Origin of the sequence: Pseudomonas crudilactis (genome assembly GCF_013433315.1) — a bacterium.
In the GTDB taxonomy this organism is placed as follows: Bacteria; Pseudomonadota; Gammaproteobacteria; order Pseudomonadales; family Pseudomonadaceae; genus Aquipseudomonas; species Aquipseudomonas crudilactis.
Genome location: NZ_WXVV01000005.1, coordinates 248,248 through 265,999 on the forward strand (window position 1 = coordinate 248,248; position 17,752 = coordinate 265,999).

18 protein-coding genes are annotated in these 17,752 nt (G+C 58.6%); 13 read left to right on the plus strand and 5 right to left on the minus strand.

Features of this window, described 5'->3' with window-relative positions:
- The first annotated feature begins 5 nt into the window (after positions 1-5).
- The 4 genes from GTU76_RS08035 to GTU76_RS08050 are packed head-to-tail and all read left to right on the plus strand — an operon-like array spanning position 6 to position 3,552.
- Positions 6-878 carry a heme/hemin ABC transporter substrate-binding protein gene (locus tag GTU76_RS08035; protein WP_016983487.1) on the plus strand — a complete coding sequence of 291 codons (873 nt, stop codon included), beginning with the start codon at positions 6-8 and terminating at the stop codon, positions 876-878.
- A complete protein-coding gene (locus tag GTU76_RS08040) occupies positions 875-1,912 on the plus strand; it encodes a FecCD family ABC transporter permease (protein WP_180698388.1) in 1,038 nt (345 codons plus the stop codon). Before GTU76_RS08035 ends, GTU76_RS08040 begins: the two co-directional genes overlap by 4 nt.
- Entirely contained in the window at positions 1,912-2,679 is a 768-nt protein-coding gene (locus GTU76_RS08045; protein WP_180698389.1) for a heme ABC transporter ATP-binding protein, read from the plus strand. Before GTU76_RS08040 ends, GTU76_RS08045 begins: the two co-directional genes overlap by 1 nt.
- A 21-nt stretch (positions 2,680-2,700) precedes the next feature.
- The gene (locus GTU76_RS08050; RefSeq protein ID WP_180698390.1) at positions 2,701-3,552 is read left to right on the plus strand and encodes a ChaN family lipoprotein; all 852 of its coding nucleotides are present in this window, start codon (positions 2,701-2,703) and stop codon (positions 3,550-3,552) included.
- A 232-nt stretch (positions 3,553-3,784) separates the two neighbouring features.
- On the opposite strand, the gene GTU76_RS08055 is transcribed toward GTU76_RS08050, so the two are convergent.
- The 4 genes from GTU76_RS08055 to GTU76_RS08070 form a co-directional block, all read right to left on the minus strand.
- Positions 3,785-4,579, minus strand: a complete 795-nt coding sequence (locus GTU76_RS08055; RefSeq protein WP_180698397.1) for a Crp/Fnr family transcriptional regulator — start codon at positions 4,577-4,579, stop codon at positions 3,785-3,787.
- A gap of 16 nt (positions 4,580-4,595) precedes the next feature.
- Positions 4,596-4,868 carry a TfoX/Sxy family protein gene (locus tag GTU76_RS08060; RefSeq protein WP_003228231.1) on the minus strand — a complete coding sequence of 91 codons (273 nt, stop codon included), beginning with the start codon at positions 4,866-4,868 and terminating at the stop codon, positions 4,596-4,598.
- Between the two features lie 287 nt (positions 4,869-5,155).
- Positions 5,156-5,500 carry a pentapeptide repeat-containing protein gene (locus GTU76_RS08065; protein WP_007909940.1) on the minus strand — a complete coding sequence of 115 codons (345 nt, stop codon included), beginning with the start codon at positions 5,498-5,500 and terminating at the stop codon, positions 5,156-5,158.
- A gap of 90 nt (positions 5,501-5,590) precedes the next feature.
- Positions 5,591-7,147: a bifunctional aminoglycoside phosphotransferase/ATP-binding protein gene (locus GTU76_RS08070; protein WP_175553199.1), complete on the minus strand. Its 1,557-nt coding sequence runs from the start codon at positions 7,145-7,147 to the stop codon at positions 5,591-5,593.
- A gap of 118 nt (positions 7,148-7,265) precedes the next feature.
- Here GTU76_RS08070 and mrcB point away from each other — a divergent pair, with 118 nt between their 5' ends.
- The 3 genes from mrcB to GTU76_RS08085 are packed head-to-tail and all read left to right on the plus strand — an operon-like array spanning position 7,266 to position 10,691.
- Positions 7,266-9,590, plus strand: coding sequence for a penicillin-binding protein 1B (gene mrcB, locus GTU76_RS08075; protein ID WP_175553200.1), 2,325 nt, complete (start codon positions 7,266-7,268; stop codon positions 9,588-9,590).
- Positions 9,591-9,606: 16 nt separating this feature from the next.
- Entirely contained in the window at positions 9,607-10,356 is a 750-nt protein-coding gene (locus tag GTU76_RS08080) for a tetratricopeptide repeat protein (protein ID WP_016983481.1), read from the plus strand.
- Positions 10,356-10,691: a YqcC family protein gene (locus GTU76_RS08085; protein WP_077574549.1), complete on the plus strand. Its 336-nt coding sequence runs from the start codon at positions 10,356-10,358 to the stop codon at positions 10,689-10,691. Before GTU76_RS08080 ends, GTU76_RS08085 begins: the two co-directional genes overlap by 1 nt.
- 18 nt (positions 10,692-10,709) lie before the next feature.
- Here GTU76_RS08085 and GTU76_RS08090 read toward each other — a convergent pair whose 3' ends face one another.
- Entirely contained in the window at positions 10,710-11,126 is a 417-nt protein-coding gene (locus GTU76_RS08090; protein WP_180698391.1) for a DUF4124 domain-containing protein, read from the minus strand.
- A 399-nt stretch (positions 11,127-11,525) separates the two neighbouring features.
- Here GTU76_RS08090 and GTU76_RS08095 point away from each other — a divergent pair, with 399 nt between their 5' ends.
- From GTU76_RS08095 to msrQ, 6 genes are all read left to right on the plus strand, one after another.
- The gene (locus GTU76_RS08095) at positions 11,526-13,250 is read left to right on the plus strand and encodes an acetolactate synthase 3 large subunit (RefSeq protein WP_026000476.1); all 1,725 of its coding nucleotides are present in this window, start codon (positions 11,526-11,528) and stop codon (positions 13,248-13,250) included.
- A 2-nt stretch (positions 13,251-13,252) separates the two neighbouring features.
- On the plus strand, positions 13,253-13,744 hold the full coding sequence (ilvN, locus tag GTU76_RS08100) for an acetolactate synthase small subunit (RefSeq protein WP_003176102.1): 492 nt from the start codon (positions 13,253-13,255) through the stop codon (positions 13,742-13,744).
- 48 nt (positions 13,745-13,792) lie between these two features.
- Positions 13,793-14,809, plus strand: a complete 1,017-nt coding sequence (ilvC, locus tag GTU76_RS08105) for a ketol-acid reductoisomerase (protein WP_007909969.1) — start codon at positions 13,793-13,795, stop codon at positions 14,807-14,809.
- A 147-nt stretch (positions 14,810-14,956) separates the two neighbouring features.
- Positions 14,957-15,814 (plus strand): CDP-diacylglycerol--serine O-phosphatidyltransferase, encoded by an 858-nt coding sequence (gene pssA, locus GTU76_RS08110; protein ID WP_016983477.1) that lies wholly within the window; start codon positions 14,957-14,959, stop codon positions 15,812-15,814.
- Between the two features lie 63 nt (positions 15,815-15,877).
- Positions 15,878-16,891, plus strand: a complete 1,014-nt coding sequence (gene msrP, locus GTU76_RS08115) for a protein-methionine-sulfoxide reductase catalytic subunit MsrP (protein WP_016983476.1) — start codon at positions 15,878-15,880, stop codon at positions 16,889-16,891.
- Complete coding sequence (gene msrQ / locus GTU76_RS08120) at positions 16,891-17,514, plus strand: protein-methionine-sulfoxide reductase heme-binding subunit MsrQ (RefSeq protein ID WP_175553202.1); 624 nt, start codon at positions 16,891-16,893, stop codon at positions 17,512-17,514. Before msrP ends, msrQ begins: the two co-directional genes overlap by 1 nt.
- The last annotated feature ends 238 nt before the right edge of the window (positions 17,515-17,752 follow it).

The following is a 17,752-nucleotide window of genomic DNA, read 5'->3' on the forward strand; positions in this document are numbered from 1 at the left end:
TGTGTATGCGCCTGAGTACCCGCGTTGCCGCGCTGTGTGTCGGACTTTTGGTCAGCCACCAGGCTGCAGCGGCTGATTTGCCGCAACGTTGGGTCAGTGCCGGCGGTGCGCTGTCGGAGTGGGTCAGTGCGTTGGGCGGCGAATCAAAACTGGTTGGTGTCGATACCACCAGTCAGCATCCGGAATCGTTGAAGGCGCTGCCGAGCATTGGCTATCAGCGCAGCCTCTCGGCCGAAGGCATTCTCAGCCTGCGTCCGGACATTTTGATCGGCACAGAAGAAATGGGGCCGCCACCGGTTCTGTCTCAGGTCAAGGCAGCCAAGGTACAGGTGGAATTATTTTCGGCGCAGCCGGATCTGCCGACGCTGGAGAAAAACGTCACCCACTTGGGCCAGTTACTTGGCGCCGAGCCGAAGGCTGCGCAGTTGCTGCAAACTTATCAACAGCAGCTCGATGCGCAGAAGGTGCGAGTCACCGACGCACAAGCCAAACAGAAAGCACCGGGTGTGCTTTTGCTGCTCGGCCACGCGGGCGGCAAGCCTTTGATCGCTGGCAAAGACACTGCCGCCGACTGGCTGTTGCAACAGGCCGGCGGGCACAATTTGGCGACGCACACCGGTTACAAACCGTTCTCCGTGGAATCTCTCGCCAGCCTCGATCCTGAAGTGCTGGTATTCGCCGACCGTGCGTTGACCGGTGACGCGGCGAAAGCCGCGCTGTTCAAGGAAAATCCGATTCTCGATTCAAGTCGCGCGGCCAAGGCCGGGCGTGTACTGGAGCTTGATCCGACCTTGTTGGTCGGTGGCCTCGGGCCGCGTCTGCCGGCAGCGCTGAAAACCCTGTCTGACGGTTTCTACCCGGCCAAGGGCGGCCAATGACCACACTGGTAAAACCCCGTGGCTTGTTCATTGGCCTGACGCTCCTGTGTGTATTGGCGATCTGGCTGTCGTTGGCGTTGGGGCCGGTCAGCCTGCCGCTGTTCGACACCTTGCGTGCAGCATTGCGCATGCTTGGCGTGCCGCTGGCGCCGGACGGTCTGGAGCAGGCTGAACTGATCCTCGGGCAGATTCGTTTGCCGCGTACTTTGCTCGGGCTGGCGGTGGGCGGCGTGCTGGCGTTATCCGGCGTGGCAATGCAGGGTCTGTTCCGCAATCCACTGGCGGATCCGGGGCTGGTGGGTGTTTCCAGCGGCGCGGCATTGGGCGCAGCGATCGCGATTGTCGGCGGTTCTTTTTTTGGCGGCCTGCCGGAGTGGTTCGGGCCGTATCTGTTGTCGGTCTGTGCGTTTCTCGGCGGGCTCGGCGTGACGGCGCTGGTCTATCGACTCGGCCGCCGTAATGGCCAGACCAATGTCGCGACCATGCTGTTGGCAGGCATCGCGCTGACGGCGCTGGCCAGTTCGGCGGTGGGGCTGTTCACGTATTTGGCGGACGACGCAACGCTGCGTACTCTGACCTTCTGGAACCTCGGCAGCCTCAATGGCGCCAGTTACTCGCGGCTCTGGCCGTTGCTGATCATCAGCGCGGGTGTCGCGCTATGGTTACCGCGTCGGGCCAAAGCGCTGAATGCCTTGCTGCTCGGAGAATCCGAGGCCGGGCATTTGGGGATCAATGTCGAGCGGCTCAAGCGTGAATTGGTGTTCTGCACGGCATTGGGTGTTGGCGCAGCAGTGGCGGCAGCCGGGATGATCGGTTTTGTCGGGCTGGTGGTGCCGCATCTGGTGCGTTTGCTGGCGGGGCCGGATCACAAAGTGCTGCTGCCAGCGTCGGTACTGGCGGGGGCGAGCCTGTTGCTGCTGGCTGATCTGGTCGCGCGGTTGGCGCTGGCTCCGGCGGAGTTGCCGATCGGTATCGTCACCGCGTTTATCGGCGCGCCGTTCTTCCTTTATCTGCTGTTGCGAGGGCGTGCCTGATGTTGCGTGCGCACAATTTGCACATCCAGCGCGGCCGCAAAACGGTGCTGAACGGCGTAAACCTGCAACTTGAGCCGGGCGAAGTGCTCGGTGTGCTTGGGCCGAACGGCGCCGGCAAAAGCACATTGCTTGGCGCACTGTGCGGTGAGCTGACCGCGAGTGAAGGCGAGGTTTCCCTGGAGGGTGATGCGTTGGGGCGTTGGACAGGCACGCAGCGTGCCCAGCGTCTGGCAGTACTGCCGCAGGTGTCGACTCTGGACTTCGCTTTTCGCGTTGAAGAAGTGGTCGGCATGGGCCGCTTGCCTTATCAAACCGGCCAGGTGCGTGATGACGAAATTATCGCAGCGGCTCTGACGGCAGCCGATGCCGGGCATCTGAGCGGGCGCAGCTATCTGGCACTGTCTGGCGGCGAACGTCAGCGCGTTCATCTGGCACGAGTGCTGGCACAACTCTGGCCGGGACAGGTCGGGCAGACGTTGCTGCTGGATGAGCCAACGTCGATGCTTGATCCACTGCATCAACACACGACATTGCAAGCGGTGCGCGAGTTTGCTGATCGCGGCGCAGCGGTCTTGGTCATCCTGCATGATCTGAATCTGGCGGCGCGTTATTGTGATCGCATTCTGCTGCTTGAAGGCGGGCGTCCGGTGGCTCTGGATACGCCGGAGCAGGTGCTGCGGCCGGACTCGCTGAAAGCCGTGTTCGGTCTCGAAGTCTTGGTGCAGCCGCATCCGGAGCGTGGGCATCCGCTGATCATTGCCCGCTGATCGAATCATCGAGGTGATTGCATGCGTGGCTTGTGGCTGTTGGCGGTGGTGTGGCTTGCGGGGTGTCAGCATGGGGTTGCGCCACCGCCGATCAATGGCGAGATTCGCGATCTGCGCAGCGGTGAGGTGCTGACGGCGCAGCAACTGTTAGTGCGTCTTGCTGCGCCGGAGCGGTTGATCATTGGCGAGCAGCATGACAATGCCGATCATCATGTCGCGCAGTTATGGCTGTTGCGCGCACTCGGCGAACAACGCCCGCAAGGCAGTCTGTTGCTGGAAATGTTGACGCCGGACCAGCAGCCAAAAGTTGATGCCGTTCGCCAGGCGGCATCGCCGCCGTCCGGTCTTCCTGAAACGCTGGCCTGGCAGGATGGCTGGGACTGGAATCTTTATGGTCCGATCATTCGTTTCGCCCTCACGCAAACTTATCCGCTGCTGGCGGCCAATCTTGAAAACAGCGAAATCCGCGCCTTTTACCGCAATCCTCCGGTTCTGAAGGGTGCGCAGAGTAACGCGCCGTCGGTGAAAGAAACGCTGCTGGAACAGATCGCTGAATCTCACTGCGGTTTACTGCCCGAATCACAGATGCCGGCGATGCTCGCCGTTCAGCAACAGCGTGATCGGCGGATGGCCGAACGCTTGCTGGCTGCACCGAAACCGGCTCTGTTGTTGGCCGGCGCGTGGCATGCGCGCAAGGACGTCGGCGTGCCGCAGCATGTTGTGGATTTGGGCGCCATTGAGTCTCCGACAGTGCTGATGCTGGCAGAGCAGGGCGGCGAAGTGACCGCCGCGATGGCCGATTACGTTTGGTATACGCCTGCAACACCAAAACAGGATTACTGCGAGCAGATGCGCAAACAGTTCGGCAAATGACTTTTCCGCAGGCAAAAAAAGACCCGGTAAAAACCGGGTCAAATAACCGTGATTAGCCTGATGAGGAGATAATCTGAGAGTCCGAACCAAGGGCTTTTCAGAATATCGACTGATCTCGCGACCAGTTGTGATAATCATAGCGATTCTCATTAGCGCGTCAACAACTGTTTTCTCATTTCTTTGATTTAGTCTTGGAAATGGCCGTAATGGCCCGGAAACAAAGGACGTGGCGTCAGCTTTTGGTTGCGCTCAATTGGGTGACTTGCTTGTTCAGTTGGCCGATTCGTCGCGCCATGCTCTCGATCAGGCTGTGTGCGATCTTCGGATTGGTGCGGGTCATGCTCAAGAATTGCTCACCGGGAATCAGCATCACAGTGCTTGGCTCCCGGGCAATGACCGTGGCATTGCGCGGCTCGCCGGTAAACACGGCCATGGCCCCGAAAATCTCGTCCTTGGCCACGTCTCCAACCTTGTGCCCATCCACAAAAGCTTCAGCATGGCCGTCGATGATCACGAACACGTGATCAGCCGCGTCACCCTGATTGATCAGGATTTCACCCGCCTCGACCCGTTTGAAGCCATTGGTGCTGCGAAACTCGCGCGGTTTCAGTTCCGCGACAGCATGGGCGAGGATCGCCGCTTGCCCCAGCAGGTACTCGAGAAACTGCTCTGCCCGACGAGAGTCAGCAAACAAATGCCGCAAGACCTCCGGACGTCGATAGGGTGTCAGGCGCAACGTACCCTCACTGCATAAGCGGCAATCCGCCCAGTCGTCACCCTGCTGAAGGCCGATCACATCGCCCTCCTGCCAATAAAACAGTGGGCGGCTTCCGATGTAGCCGTTGATCACACCGTCATTCAGCAGAAACAACTGATCAGCGGGTAGTTGCATCAGTAAATCATCCGTTGCCTGCAACTCCAGGGGCGGGCCGCAAGGCGTCAGATCCAGCAGCCACAGCGCGGGCAAACTCTGCAAACGGTTGATCATGGCATCGGCGTACGCCGATTGTTCCCCCAATAAATACATGACGGTCAATGCCCGTTCAGTTTTTGTGGCGCGAGGAAATGGCTTCGAGTTGCTTGTTCAGAGCGTCCTTGCGCTCAGCGGGAATGTCGTTCCAATGCACGTCCATCAACGCGCCCTCGATTGCATACAGCAACACCTTCGATGCACGAAACCCGCGGGTACGCACGGCCCGGTAGGCGTCCACCGCGCCCAGGCGACGCAAGTCCGAGGCGCTGTGGATGCCCACGGCATGCAGCCATTGCGCCGACGTCTTGCCAAGATTCTTCAAGTGTTGCAGTTCATCATTCATCAAGCCTCCTTGCGACGGCCGAATGGTGCGTTGGCGAGCTTCTCAGGAGTGTAGCCATCAGTAGGAAAAGCGTGGTTGTTTGGTCGGATTCAACGCAAACGCTTCTAAGAAAGGGCGCTTGAACGGCCTGCGAACGCAGAAAGGCGGGATAAACACAAAAATAAATGTGGGAGCGAGCCTGCTCGCGAAAGCGTTCTGACTTTCACGATCAGGGTGACTGACACTCCGTCTTCGCGAGCAGGCTCGCTCCCACCCAGCGGGCGTTGTGTCAGAGAATAATGAGGCGATCAGCGAGTGCGATAACGCAACCGCGTACCGAAATTCATCGACATCAGAATCTCATCAGCACTCAACTCCGGCGGGAAATACGCCCCGGAAATCTGCGCGTGGGCCAGGCTTGCACCTTCCAGCGATGCATTGCGAAAATCGATGCCACGCAAATCGGCGGACCGGAAGTACGCGTCCCGGAAATCCACGCCATCGGCATTCAGTTCACGCAAATCCAGACCGCGAAAATCGCCACCGACCATGTCGATCGGGCCATCTTGCGGGCGCTCTTTGTTGAAGCCTGTGATGTCGTCTTTGTGCAGCAAGGCATATAGCGGGGTGTCGAGAAGTTTCGGCTGGCTCATGTCATATCACCGTTGGTTTTATGACGCCAGTATAGTGCCACTATTTGACGGCCGTGAAGCAAGCGAGGGCTTCACGGCCGAAATAGTTTCTTACAGGCCTGGCAGGCGCTGACGGATCTGCGCAACCACGGTGTCCAGGGTGCCGGATTCATTGGTCTGCACGCGTTTGCTGCGCAAAATTTCTTCCGGTGTCAGCGCTTCGCGGTTGGCCTGCTGCGCTTCGATCACGGCCAGTGTGGCGTCGGACGGATCCTGTTTGTCCGCCTGACGAATCGCCAGCCAGCTCTCGATCACCGCTTGTGGCGCGTTGCAGTCGAGGATCAGGAATGGCGTGCCGGTGGCTTCGGCGATCTTCGCCGCGTTGTCGCGCTGTTCGCGTTTGAGGTAAGTCGCGTCAATGACCACCGGGAACCCGGCGTGCAGGATCACTTCAGCGATTTCATGCAGGCGCGCATAGGTCGCGGTGCTGGCGTCGGCACTGTAAATACCGGCCTGCACGTCGTTGGCGACGGTTTGCTCACCGAACAGGCGCTTGCGCTCAACGTCCGAGCGCAGACGAATGGCGCCCAGTGCTTCGACCAGACGCATGGCCACGTGGCTCTTGCCGACCGCGGAAACGCCGTGGGTGATCGCCATGAAGCGCGAAGGAATGGTGCTGTAGCTTTCCGCCAGGTTGGCGTAGTTGCGGTACTGGCGCAGGGTGGTGGCGCGCTGCACCGGCGTTGCGTCTGCCGGCATGCTGAAGAGCGCAACCTTGGCGCGAACCAGTGCACGGTAGGCTTTATAGAAGTTCAGCACTTCCAGGCCTTGATAATCGCCGGTCAGTTCCAGGTACTGGCTGATGAAGCGGCGCGCCAGGGATTTCAGGCCACGGTCTTCCAGGTCCATCGCGAGGAAACCGGTGTCAGCCCAGACGTCAGTGAAGCGGAAGGGTTCGTTGAACTCGATGCAGTCGAAGATCACCACTTTGCCGTCAATGACCGTGGCGTTGCCCAGGTGAATATCGCCGTGGCATTCACGGGTGAAACCGTCGGCCTTGCGCTTTGCGAACAGCGGCTTGAGACGCTCGAAGCTGCTTTCGGCCCAGGCCTTCAGCGCGTCGAGTTGCAGCAGATCGTTTTTGTCGCTGAGGAACGGCAGGATCTGCTCGAAGTTTTGCGAGACCGGCGCCATCACACTGTCCGGGGTGCCGGCATCGTGTTCGGCCGGGACTTTTGGCGCGGTGAGATGGAAGCGGGCGATCTGCTCGGCCATCTCATCGATGTGCTGGGTAGTCAGCTCGCCATTGGCTTGCAAGGTGCTGAGCAAACCGCTCTGCGGGAACTGGCGCATTTTCAGCACGTATTCGATCGCTACGCCGTCGCCACCCAGTTGCGGTGCTTCAACGCTGCCGGTCACTGGCAACACTTCCAGATACAAATCGTCAGTCAGACGCTGGTTCAGACGCAGCTCTTCAGCGCAGAAATGCGCGCGCGACTCGAGGCCGGTGAAGTCGAGGAAGCCGAAATTCACCGGCTTCTTCACTTTATAAGCGAACGGACCGGTGAGGATCACCCACGAGATATGCGTTTCGATGACCTGAAACCCTTCGACAGGGTGCGGGTAGAGGGCCGGGTTTTGCAGGGCAGCGATCAGTGACTGGCTCACGGGCGATCCTTCAGAGACTGGGGGAAATTCGAGGTCGCCATTATGGCCGCTCGCCAGCCTGACGCAAACCTCGGAGCGCTCCTGTTGAGGATGAATAAAGTGCGTATAATCCGCCGCCATGACTCGAACTCGATCCCCCCGTACCAAGAAAAAACCACCCTCCAAGGGCCTTAGCCCGTGGTTGAGCTGGGCCATTAAACTCAGTCTGGTCGGCCTTGTGGTGCTGGCCGGCTTCGCCGTTTACCTCGATGCCGTGGTGCAGGAGAAGTTCTCCGGCAAGCGCTGGACCATCCCGGCGAAGGTCTACGCACGGCCGCTTGAGCTGTTCGTCGGACAAAAACTCAGCAAGGACGATTTCCTTACCGAACTCGATGCCCTCGGTTATCGCCGCGAAGCCGTGAGCAATGGCCCCGGCGCCGCAGCCGTCAGCGGCAATACTGTCGATCTGAATACCCGCGGCTTCCAGTTCTATGAAGGCCTGGAGAAACCGCAGCCAGTGCGCGTGCGCTTCTCTGGCGATTATGTGGCTGAGCTGTCGGCGACCAACGGTTCGAAACTGTCTGTGGTGCGTCTTGAACCGCTGATGATCGGCGGCATTTATCCGAAAAATCTCGAAGACCGCATTCTGATCAAACTCGATCAGGTGCCGCCGTATCTGCTCGAAACTCTGGTCGCTGTCGAAGACCGTGATTTTTACAGCCACTGGGGCGTGTCGCCGAAGTCGATTGCCCGCGCAGTCTGGGTTAACACCTCTGGCGGCAAGATGACCCAGGGCGGCAGTACGCTGACCCAGCAGTTGGTGAAAAACTTCTACCTGACCAGCGAACGCAGCCTGACTCGCAAGCTCACCGAAGCAATGATGGCGATGCTGCTGGAGCTGCATTACGACAAAAAGGAAATTCTTGAGGCTTACCTCAACGAAGTCTTCGTCGGCCAGGACGGTCAGCGTGCGGTGCACGGTTTTGGTCTGGCCAGCCAATTCTTCTTCGGCCAGCCATTGTCCGAGCTGAAACTGCATCAGGTGGCGTTGCTGGTCGGCATGGTCAAAGGCCCGTCCTACTACAACCCGCGTCGTAATCCCGAGCGTGCGCTGGAACGGCGTAACCTGGTGCTCGACGTGCTTGAGCAGCAAGGCGTGGCGACTGCCGAACAGGTCGAAGCGGCGAAGAAAATGCCGCTGGGCGTGACCACGCGCGGCAAGCTCGCCGACAGCTCGTTCCCGGGCTTTATCGATCTGGTCAAACGTCAGTTGCGTGAAGACTATCGCGACGAAGACTTGACCGAAGAAGGTCTGCGCATTTTCACCAGCTTCGACCCGATCCTGCAGATGAAAGCCGAGGCGTCGGTCAACGACACCTTTAAACGTCTGTCCGGGCGCAAAGGCTCCGATGATGTGGAAGCGGCGATGGTCGTGACCAATCCGGAAACCGGCGAAGTCCAGGCGATGATCGGCAGCCGTCAGGCCAGTTATGCCGGGTTCAACCGCGCACTGGATGCGGTGCGGCCGATCGGTTCGTTGATCAAGCCGGCGGTGTATCTGACCGCGCTGGAGAAACCGAGCCAGTACACCCTGACCAGTTGGCTGTCCGACGATCCGTTGTCGGTCAAAGGCGCGAACGGTCAGGTGTGGAAGCCGCAGAACTATGATCGCCGCTCCCACGGCACCGTGTTCCTCTATCAGGGCCTGGCGCATTCCTACAACCTGTCGACCTCGCGTCTGGGTCTGGAAGTCGGCGTGCCGAATGTGCTGAAAACACTCGGTCGTCTGGGCGTAACGCGTGAGTTCCCGGCGTTCCCGTCGATGTTGCTGGGTGCTGGCGGCATGACCCCGATCGAAGTCGCGACCATGTATCAGACCCTCGCCAACGGCGGTTTCAACACGCCGATGCGCGGTATTCGCAGCGTGCTGACCGCCGAGGGCGAGCCGCTCAAGCGTTATCCGTTCCAGATCGAGCAGCGTTTCGATCCGGCGTCCATTTATCTGATCCAGAACGCCATGCAGCGCGTGATGCGTGAAGGTACCGGCAGCTCGGTTTATAACGTGCTGCCCAAGACTCTGACGCTGGCGGGCAAGACCGGTACGAGTAACGATTCCCGGGACAGCTGGTTCGCCGGTTTCAGTCAGGATCTGCTGGCGGTGGTGTGGCTGGGACGCGACGATAACGGCAAGACACCGTTTACCGGTGCCACTGGTGCGTTGCAGGTGTGGACCAGTTTCATGCGCAAGGCCGATCCGCTGCCGCTGGACATGCCGCAGCCGGACAACGTCGTGCAGGCGTGGGTCGATTCGCGTACCGGACAGGGCTCCGATGCCAACTGCCCAGGGGCAGTGCAGATGCCGTATATTCGCGGCAGCGAACCGCCACCCGGCGCCGCGTGTGCGGGCGAAACGCCCGCTTCCGGCGAGTCGGTGATGGATTGGGTCAAGGGCTGGATGAATTAAGCAAAGAGGGTTTCAAGTGAACAAGTGGTTGATTCCAGCGGTTACCGCCGTGGCTTTGCTCAGCGGCTGCTCTACCGTACAGCGTGGTTCGATTCCGGTGGTTGACTCCGGTACTGCGGTGTCCAACAGCGAACGTATTTCGGCCAATGGCGGTTTCCGCCAAACGACGGTCAAGCGTCCTGCGCAGGGCCAGACTCAGGCGATTCCGCAAGGTGATACCGGCGTGGTGGTGATGGTGCCGGGTGGCGGCGCAACAACCTCTGCACCGATCAGCTCTTCGCCGATCGTGCCGGGTCCTGCGTCCGGAGGTATCACGCCAGGCCCTTACAACCCTTCAGCGGTTGAGTCGGCGCCGATCAACACTGGCAGTTACAGCATGCCGTCGACCCCGAGCGGCATTCCTTCGGCGAGCAGTGGCGGCGGTCTGTCGGCCGACGAGCAACTGGACGGCCCGGTACTCGCTTTGCTGACCACCGCGCAACAGCAACAGGCCGGCGGCGACCTCAACGGTGCGTCGTCCAGCTTGGAGCGCGCCCAGCGTGTCGCACCGCGTGAGCCGCAAGTGCTTTATCGTCTGGCGCAGGTACGCATGGCTCAAGGCGATGCACCGCAGGCCGAGCAGTTCGCCCGTCGTGCGCTGACCATGGCCAATGGTCGTCCGGACCTGCAAGCCAGTCTGTGGGAAATCATCGCTCAGTCTCGTGAGAAACAAGGTGATTCGGCCGGCGCCGCTCAGGCCCGTCAGAAGGCCAAGGTTTCGCTGTGATGGATGCCCGTTTCCCGAAAATCGCCGATCAGTTGCTGCTGATCGAGCGTGAGCTGCGTACTCAAGGCTGGTGGGATGAGGTGCAGCCGTCGGCCGAAGCCCTGAGCAGTGTCGAGCCGTTCTCGGTCGATACACTGGACTTCGAACAGTGGCTGCAATGGATCTTCCTGCCACGGATGAAGATGATCCTCGAACAGGATCTGCCGTTGCCGAACGCCTCGGGCATTCAGGAAATGGCTGAAATGGTCTTCGCCCAGCGCAACCTGCAGGGCAAGGATCGTCAGCTTCAGGTGCTGCTCAAAGAGTTTGACCTGCTGATCACTGCCTCGCGTTGAATTGGAAACTGCCAGTCGCTACTGGCAGTTTTCACTTATCTGTTTCTGCGCCTCGACAATGCGCTCCTGCCGCTGAGCATCATCCAGCCTTCGCAACTGTCCCTCGACCTCTTCCCTCAATCGCGGATTGTTCTGCAACTGCGCAAGGTTCGTCCGTGCCTGCTCACAAAACTGTTTGAGCTGCGCCTGCTGATCCGCAATCTGCTTCTTCACCTTGTCATCAATAGCCTTCTGATCACCGAGCACGCCACTGCCGGGCATTGCCGCCGGTTTCTGCGGCGGCGAGGAGGGCGTCTGCAAAGTCGTCGACGGCTGACCCGGTGGCGGCTGCGCATCGAAATGGGTCACCCCTTGGGCATCGACCCATTTGTAGATTTGAGCGGCCATGCACCATGGGCTGAGGCCGATCAGCAGTGTTAGGAGGAGCGTTCGCATGCTGATTCCTTGGCAAAATTGCGCAATTGACACTAACAGAGTAGCGGTTTTCAGGTTTTTTCTTGCGTTCTCATGTGCTTACCCACAATTAACCTCACAGACGACTTGACTTGGAGAGGGCGAAACAGAAGAATCCAAAGTCCGCTGTAGAGGGACTGCCAGAAGCAGACCCACTCGGTAGATCATGAGGCGCACATCCGCGCCGACCTGTTACACCCGCAACGCGTTACCTCGCGCTGGGTGGGAAAGACCCGCAACACTTGGGACGATCCCAATACTTGCTCAGTCAGTGCTGACGTAGTCGGCGACCACCGTCGCTCATGCTCTGCCGAGAAGTAAACCTATTAAGACCCGCCCCTTTTTTGTGGACGGTATTCTGGCGTTTTAGAGGTGAACAACGTGGAGCTTTTATCTGGCGGTGAGATGCTCGTCCGCTTTTTGCGTGACGAAGGCGTCAAATATATCTACGGGTACCCGGGTGGTGCTCTCCTGCATGTTTACGATGCCCTGTTCAAAGAACCGGAAGTGACTCACATCCTGGTTCGTCACGAACAAGCGGCAACCCATATGGCTGACGGTTATGCCCGTGCCACCGGTAAAGCCGGCGTGGTATTGGTGACGTCCGGTCCTGGCGCCACAAACGCCATCACCGGTATCGCGACCGCCTATATGGACTCGATTCCAATGGTGATCATTTCCGGTCAGGTGCCAAGCACCATGGTCGGCACCGACGCGTTCCAGGAAACCGACATGATCGGTATCTCCCGGCCGATCGTGAAGCACAGCTTCATGATCAAGCACGCTTCGGAAATCCCGGAAGTCATGAAGAAGGCCTTCTACCTGGCGCAATCCGGTCGTCCGGGCCCGGTCGTGGTCGATATCCCGAAAGACATGACCAACCCGGCCGAGAAGTTCGAATACATCTTCCCGAAGAAAGCCAAGCTGCGTTCCTACAGCCCGGCCGTTCGCGGTCATTCCGGACAGATCCGCAAGGCGGCAGAAATGCTCCTGGCGGCCAAGCGTCCGGTCATGTACTCCGGTGGCGGCGTGATCCTCGGCAACGGTTCCGCACCGCTGACTGAACTGGCGAAAATGCTCAATCTGCCCGTGACCAACACGTTGATGGGCCTGGGTGGTTTCCCTGGCACTGATCGTCAGTTCATCGGCATGCTCGGCATGCACGGCAGCTACACCGCCAACCTGGCGATGCACCATGCTGACGTGATCCTCGCGGTCGGCGCGCGTTTCGACGATCGCGTGATCAACGGCGCGGCGAAGTTCTGCCCGAACGCCAAGATCATCCACATCGACATCGACCCGGCTTCGATTTCCAAGACCATCAAGGCCGACGTACCAATCGTTGGTCCGGTCGAGAGCGTCCTGACCGAAATGGTTGCGATCCTCAAGGAAATCGGCGAGACCCCGAACAAGGAGTCCGTGGCCAGTTGGTGGAAGCAGGTGGATGAATGGCGCGGTGATCGCGGCCTGTTCCCTTACGAAAAGGGCGACGGCAGCAAGATCAAGCCGCAGACCGTGATCGAAACCCTCTGCGAAGTGACCAAGGGCGATGCCTTCATCACTTCCGACGTGGGCCAGCACCAGATGTTCGCGGCGCAGTACTACACGTTCAACAAGCCGAATCGCTGGATCAACTCCGGCGGTCTGGGCACCATGGGCTTCGGTTTCCCGGCGGCCATGGGCATCAAGTTGAGCTTCCCGGATGACGACGTTGCCTGCGTCACCGGTGAAGGCAGTATCCAGATGAACATCCAGGAACTGTCGACCTGCCTGCAATATGGCTTGCCAGTGAAAATCGTCATCCTGAACAACGGTGTTCTGGGGATGGTGCGTCAGTGGCAGGACATGAGCTACGGCAGCCGTCACTCGCACTCCTACATGGAATCGCTGCCTGACTTCGTCAAGTTGGCTGAAGCCTACGGCCACGTTGGCGTACGCATCACCGAATCGAAAGATTTGAAGTCGAAGATGGCAGAAGCGTTCGCCATGAAGGATCGCCTGGTCGTGATCGATATTTCGGTCGACACCAGCGAGCACGTCTATCCGATGCAGATCAAAGACGGCTCGATGCGCGATATGTGGCTGAGCAAGACGGAGCGTACTTAATCATGCGGCACATTATTTCCTTGCTTCTGGAAAACGAACCCGGCGCTTTGTCTCGCGTAGTCGGCCTGTTCTCGCAGCGCAACTACAACATCGAAAGCCTGACCGTGGCCCCGACCGAAGACCCGACCCTGTCGCGTCTGACGCTGACCACCGTTGGCCACGATGAAGTCATCGAGCAGATCACCAAAAACCTGAACAAGCTGATCGAAGTGGTCAAGCTGGTGGACCTGTCGGAAAGCGCTCACATCGAGCGCGAACTGATGCTGGTCAAGGTCAAGGCCACTGGCGCCCAGCGCGCCGAGATCAAACGCACCACCGATATCTACCGTGGACAGATCGTCGATGTCAGTGCCAGCGTGTATACCGTTCAACTGACCGGTACCAGCGACAAGCTCGACAGCTTCATTCAGTCCATCGGCACCGCATCGATTCTGGAAACCGTCCGTAGCGGCGTGACCGGCATTGCCCGCGGCGACAAAGTACTCAGCATCTAAACCAAATTAGCGAATGGCCTGAACGGCCTGGATATAAAGGGGAAATTCATGAAAGTTTTCTACGATAAAGACTGCGACCTGTCGATCATCCAGGGCAAGAAAGTTGCCATCATCGGTTACGGTTCCCAGGGCCACGCCCAAGCGTGCAACCTGAAAGACTCCGGTGTCGACGTTACCGTTGGTCTGCGTAAAGGTTCGGCCACTGTTGCCAAAGCTGAAGCTCACGGCCTGAAAGTGACCGACGTTGCTTCCGCTGTTGCGGCTGCCGACCTGGTCATGATCCTGACCCCGGACGAGTTCCAGTCCTCTCTGTACAAGAACGAAATCGAGCCGAACATCAAGAAAGGCGCCACCCTGGCCTTCTCCCACGGCTTCGCGATCCACTACAACCAGGTTGTTCCGCGTGCCGACCTCGACGTGATCATGATCGCGCCGAAAGCACCGGGCCACACCGTACGTTCCGAGTTCGTGAAAGGCGGCGGTATCCCTGACCTGATCGCGATCTACCAGGACGCCTCGGGCAACGCCAAAAACGTTGCACTGTCCTACGCTGCTGGCGTTGGTGGCGGTCGTACCGGCATCATCGAAACCACCTTCAAGGACGAAACCGAAACCGACCTGTTCGGCGAACAAGCCGTTCTGTGCGGCGGTACCGTTGAGCTGGTCAAAGCCGGTTTCGAAACTCTGGTTGAAGCTGGCTACGCGCCGGAAATGGCTTACTTCGAGTGCCTGCACGAACTGAAGTTGATCGTTGACCTCATGTACGAAGGCGGTATCGCCAACATGAACTACTCGATCTCCAACAACGCGGAGTACGGCGAGTACGTGACTGGTCCGGAAGTGATCAACGCCGAATCCCGTCAGGCCATGCGCAACGCCCTGAAACGTATTCAGGACGGCGAATACGCCAAAATGTTCATCAGCGAAGGCGCAACCGGCTACCCTTCGATGACCGCCAAGCGTCGTAACAACGCCGCTCACGGCATCGAAGTCATCGGCGAGCAACTGCGCTCCATGATGCCGTGGATCGGTGCCAACAAGATCGTCGACAAAGCCAAAAACTAAGTCGTTCTTCTTGTACGGAAAACGCGGCCTAGGCCGCGTTTTTTCGTTTGGGCCGGTGGTTCTGGTATAAAGCAGCAGCGTTTGTGGCCGAACTGTCGTCCCCAAGCACCTGTCGAAATTTCTCCAAACCGTTGCAAGGTAATGTCCATGAGCGAACGTCCCGAAGAGCCGAACAAGGCTTCTGACGCCGAAAGCCTGCTGCCCATCGATGAACACATCGAAGAAGGGCACGACGCAGAAGGTCGTAAAGTCCGGCATCGTGGTATCTATCTGCTGCCGAATCTGTTCACCACTGCGAACCTGTTTGCAGGCTTTTATTCCATCATCAACTCGATGAGCGCTCAGGCTGCGTTGAGTGCCGGTGATTCGGCGAATGCGAGCAAGTATTTCGCTTTCGCCGCGATCGCGATTTTCGTCGCCATGGTGCTCGACGGCCTCGACGGTCGTGTCGCGCGCATGACCAATACGCAAAGTGCCTTTGGCGCCGAGTACGACTCGCTGTCGGACATGGTCGCGTTCGGTGTCGCACCGGCGCTGCTGGCATTCGGCTGGGCACTGGGCGACATGGGCAAGGTCGGCTGGATGGTCGCCTTCATCTATGTAGCGGGCGCGGCGTTGCGTCTGGCACGTTTCAATACTCAGGTCGGCACAGCTGACAAGCGCTACTTCATTGGTCTGGCCAGCCCGGCAGCAGCCGGTGTGGTTGCGGGTATTGTCTGGGCGTTCAGCGATTACGGCATTCAGGGTTCGAAGATGTCGTTCCTGGTCGCGCTGATGGTCGCGGCTGCTGGCATGCTGATGGTCAGCAACATCAAGTACAACAGCTTTAAAGAGCTGGACTTGAAAGGACGCGTGCCGTTTGTGGCGATCCTTGCAGTGGTGCTGGTGTTCGCCGTGGTCTTCAGCGATCCGCCGCGCATTCTGCTGCTGGTGTTCCTCGCCTACGCCGCTTCTGGCCCGGTGCAGTACCTGTTGCATCTTCGTCGCCACAAAAAAGCCGAGTGATGTAATTTCCCGCATACTCCGCAGTCTATGGGTGCATCTGTCCTCCAAAGCTGCGGAGTTGTCATGCTGATCAAAATCCCCAAAGCGTCCGACTGCAACGAGTCGGATGTCACGCCTGAATCCATTTATCTCTCTCGCCGCCAATTGTTGGGGGTTACTGCTGCCGGTCTTGCCGTCAGTAGCCTGCCGCGCTGGGCCAATGCCGAGGATGCGTCTAGATACGCCGATGTCGAGCCGGGCAAGGCGCCTGCATGGTTTGCAGAAAAGCTTCCCTCTACTAAGTGGGGGGCGGTCAACGTCAAGGATGAGGCGATCACGCCTTATAAAGACGCCACCCACTACAACAACTTCTATGAGTTCGGTACCGACAAGGGTGACCCGGCGGCGAATGCTGGCTCGCTGAAAACCGAACCGTGGAGTGTGGTGGTAGACGGGGAGGTGGGCAAGCCGGGGCGGTATGCGCTGGAAGATTTCATGAAACCGTACCAGTTGGAGGAGCGCATCTATCGCTTGCGCTGCGTCGAGGCGTGGTCGATGGTCATTCCGTGGATCGGTTTTCCTATCTCGGCGCTGCTCAAGCAGGTCGAACCGACATCCAATGCCAAATATATCCGCTTTGAGACGCTGCAAGATCCCAAGAGCATGCCCGGTCAACGCTCCGGTTTTGCATTGATCGACTGGCCTTATGTAGAAGGTTTGCGACTGGATGAGGCGATGAATCCGCTGGCGATTCTGGCGGTGGGCATGTATGGCCGCGAATTGCCGAACCAGAATGGCGCGCCGCTGCGTTTGGTGGTGCCGTGGAAGTACGGCTTCAAGAGCGTCAAATCCATCGTGCGTATCAGTCTGGTCAGCGAGCAGCCGAAAACCACTTGGCAAAGCATTGCGGCAGATGAGTACGGTTTTTACGCGAACGTGAACCCGACAGTTGATCACCCGCGATGGACGCAGGCACGGGAGCGGCGTCTGCCGAACAGTCTGTTCAAGCCGAATGTGCGTGATACGCAGATGTTCAACGGCTATTCGGATGAAGTCGCTTCTTTATATACAGGGCTCGATCTGCGGAAGAACTACTGATGCGATTTCCGTACTGGCGTATAGGCGTTTTCATTGCTGCGGCTGTCTGGCCGATCTTGTGGTTGTATCAGGCGCTTGAGGATTTGCTTGGGCCGGACCCCGGCAAAGTGTTGGTTGATCGGTTGGGGTTGGGAACATTAGTATTGTTGCTTATCACCCTGAGCATGACGCCGCTACAGAAGCTCACTGGTTGGGCGGGGTGGGTTGCGGTTCGCCGGCAGTTGGGGCTTTGGTGTTTTACCTATGTGGTTTTGCATCTGTGCAGCTATATGGCGTTTATCCTGGGGTTCGATTGGTCGCAGCTGGCGGTCGAGTTGCGCAAGCGCCCCTACATAATAGTGGGGGCGTTGGGCTTTCTCGGATTGTTGGCGCTGGCGGTGACTTCGAATCGCTACAGTCAGCGTCGTTTGGGTGTGCGCTGGAAGAAGTTGCATCGTCTGGTCTACGTGATTCTAGGCTTGGGTTTGCTACATATGCTGTGGATCGTGCGTGCTGATCTCGAGGAGTGGGCGATCTATGCCTTTATAGGTGTAGTCCTTCTGGTGTTGCGTATTCCGTCAGTGACGCGTCGGATCCCGCGTTTGCTGGCAAAAAAACAGGTTTTGCAAGAAAAGCGAAATTAACGATTGACGGCAGATTTCAGATGTCTATAATTCGCCCCACTTCCGGCGCAGTCGAAACGGAAAACTCCTTGAGATTCAATGAGTTATGTAGGTTTCGGCAGCAGGTTGCTTCAGGTCATCGAAGCCGAAAGGAAGTTGAAAAAGAGGTGTTGACAGCAGCGTGTAACGCTGTAGAATTCGCCTCCCGCTGACGAGAGATCGGAAGCGCAAGTGGTTGAAGTTGTTGAAGAATTCTTCG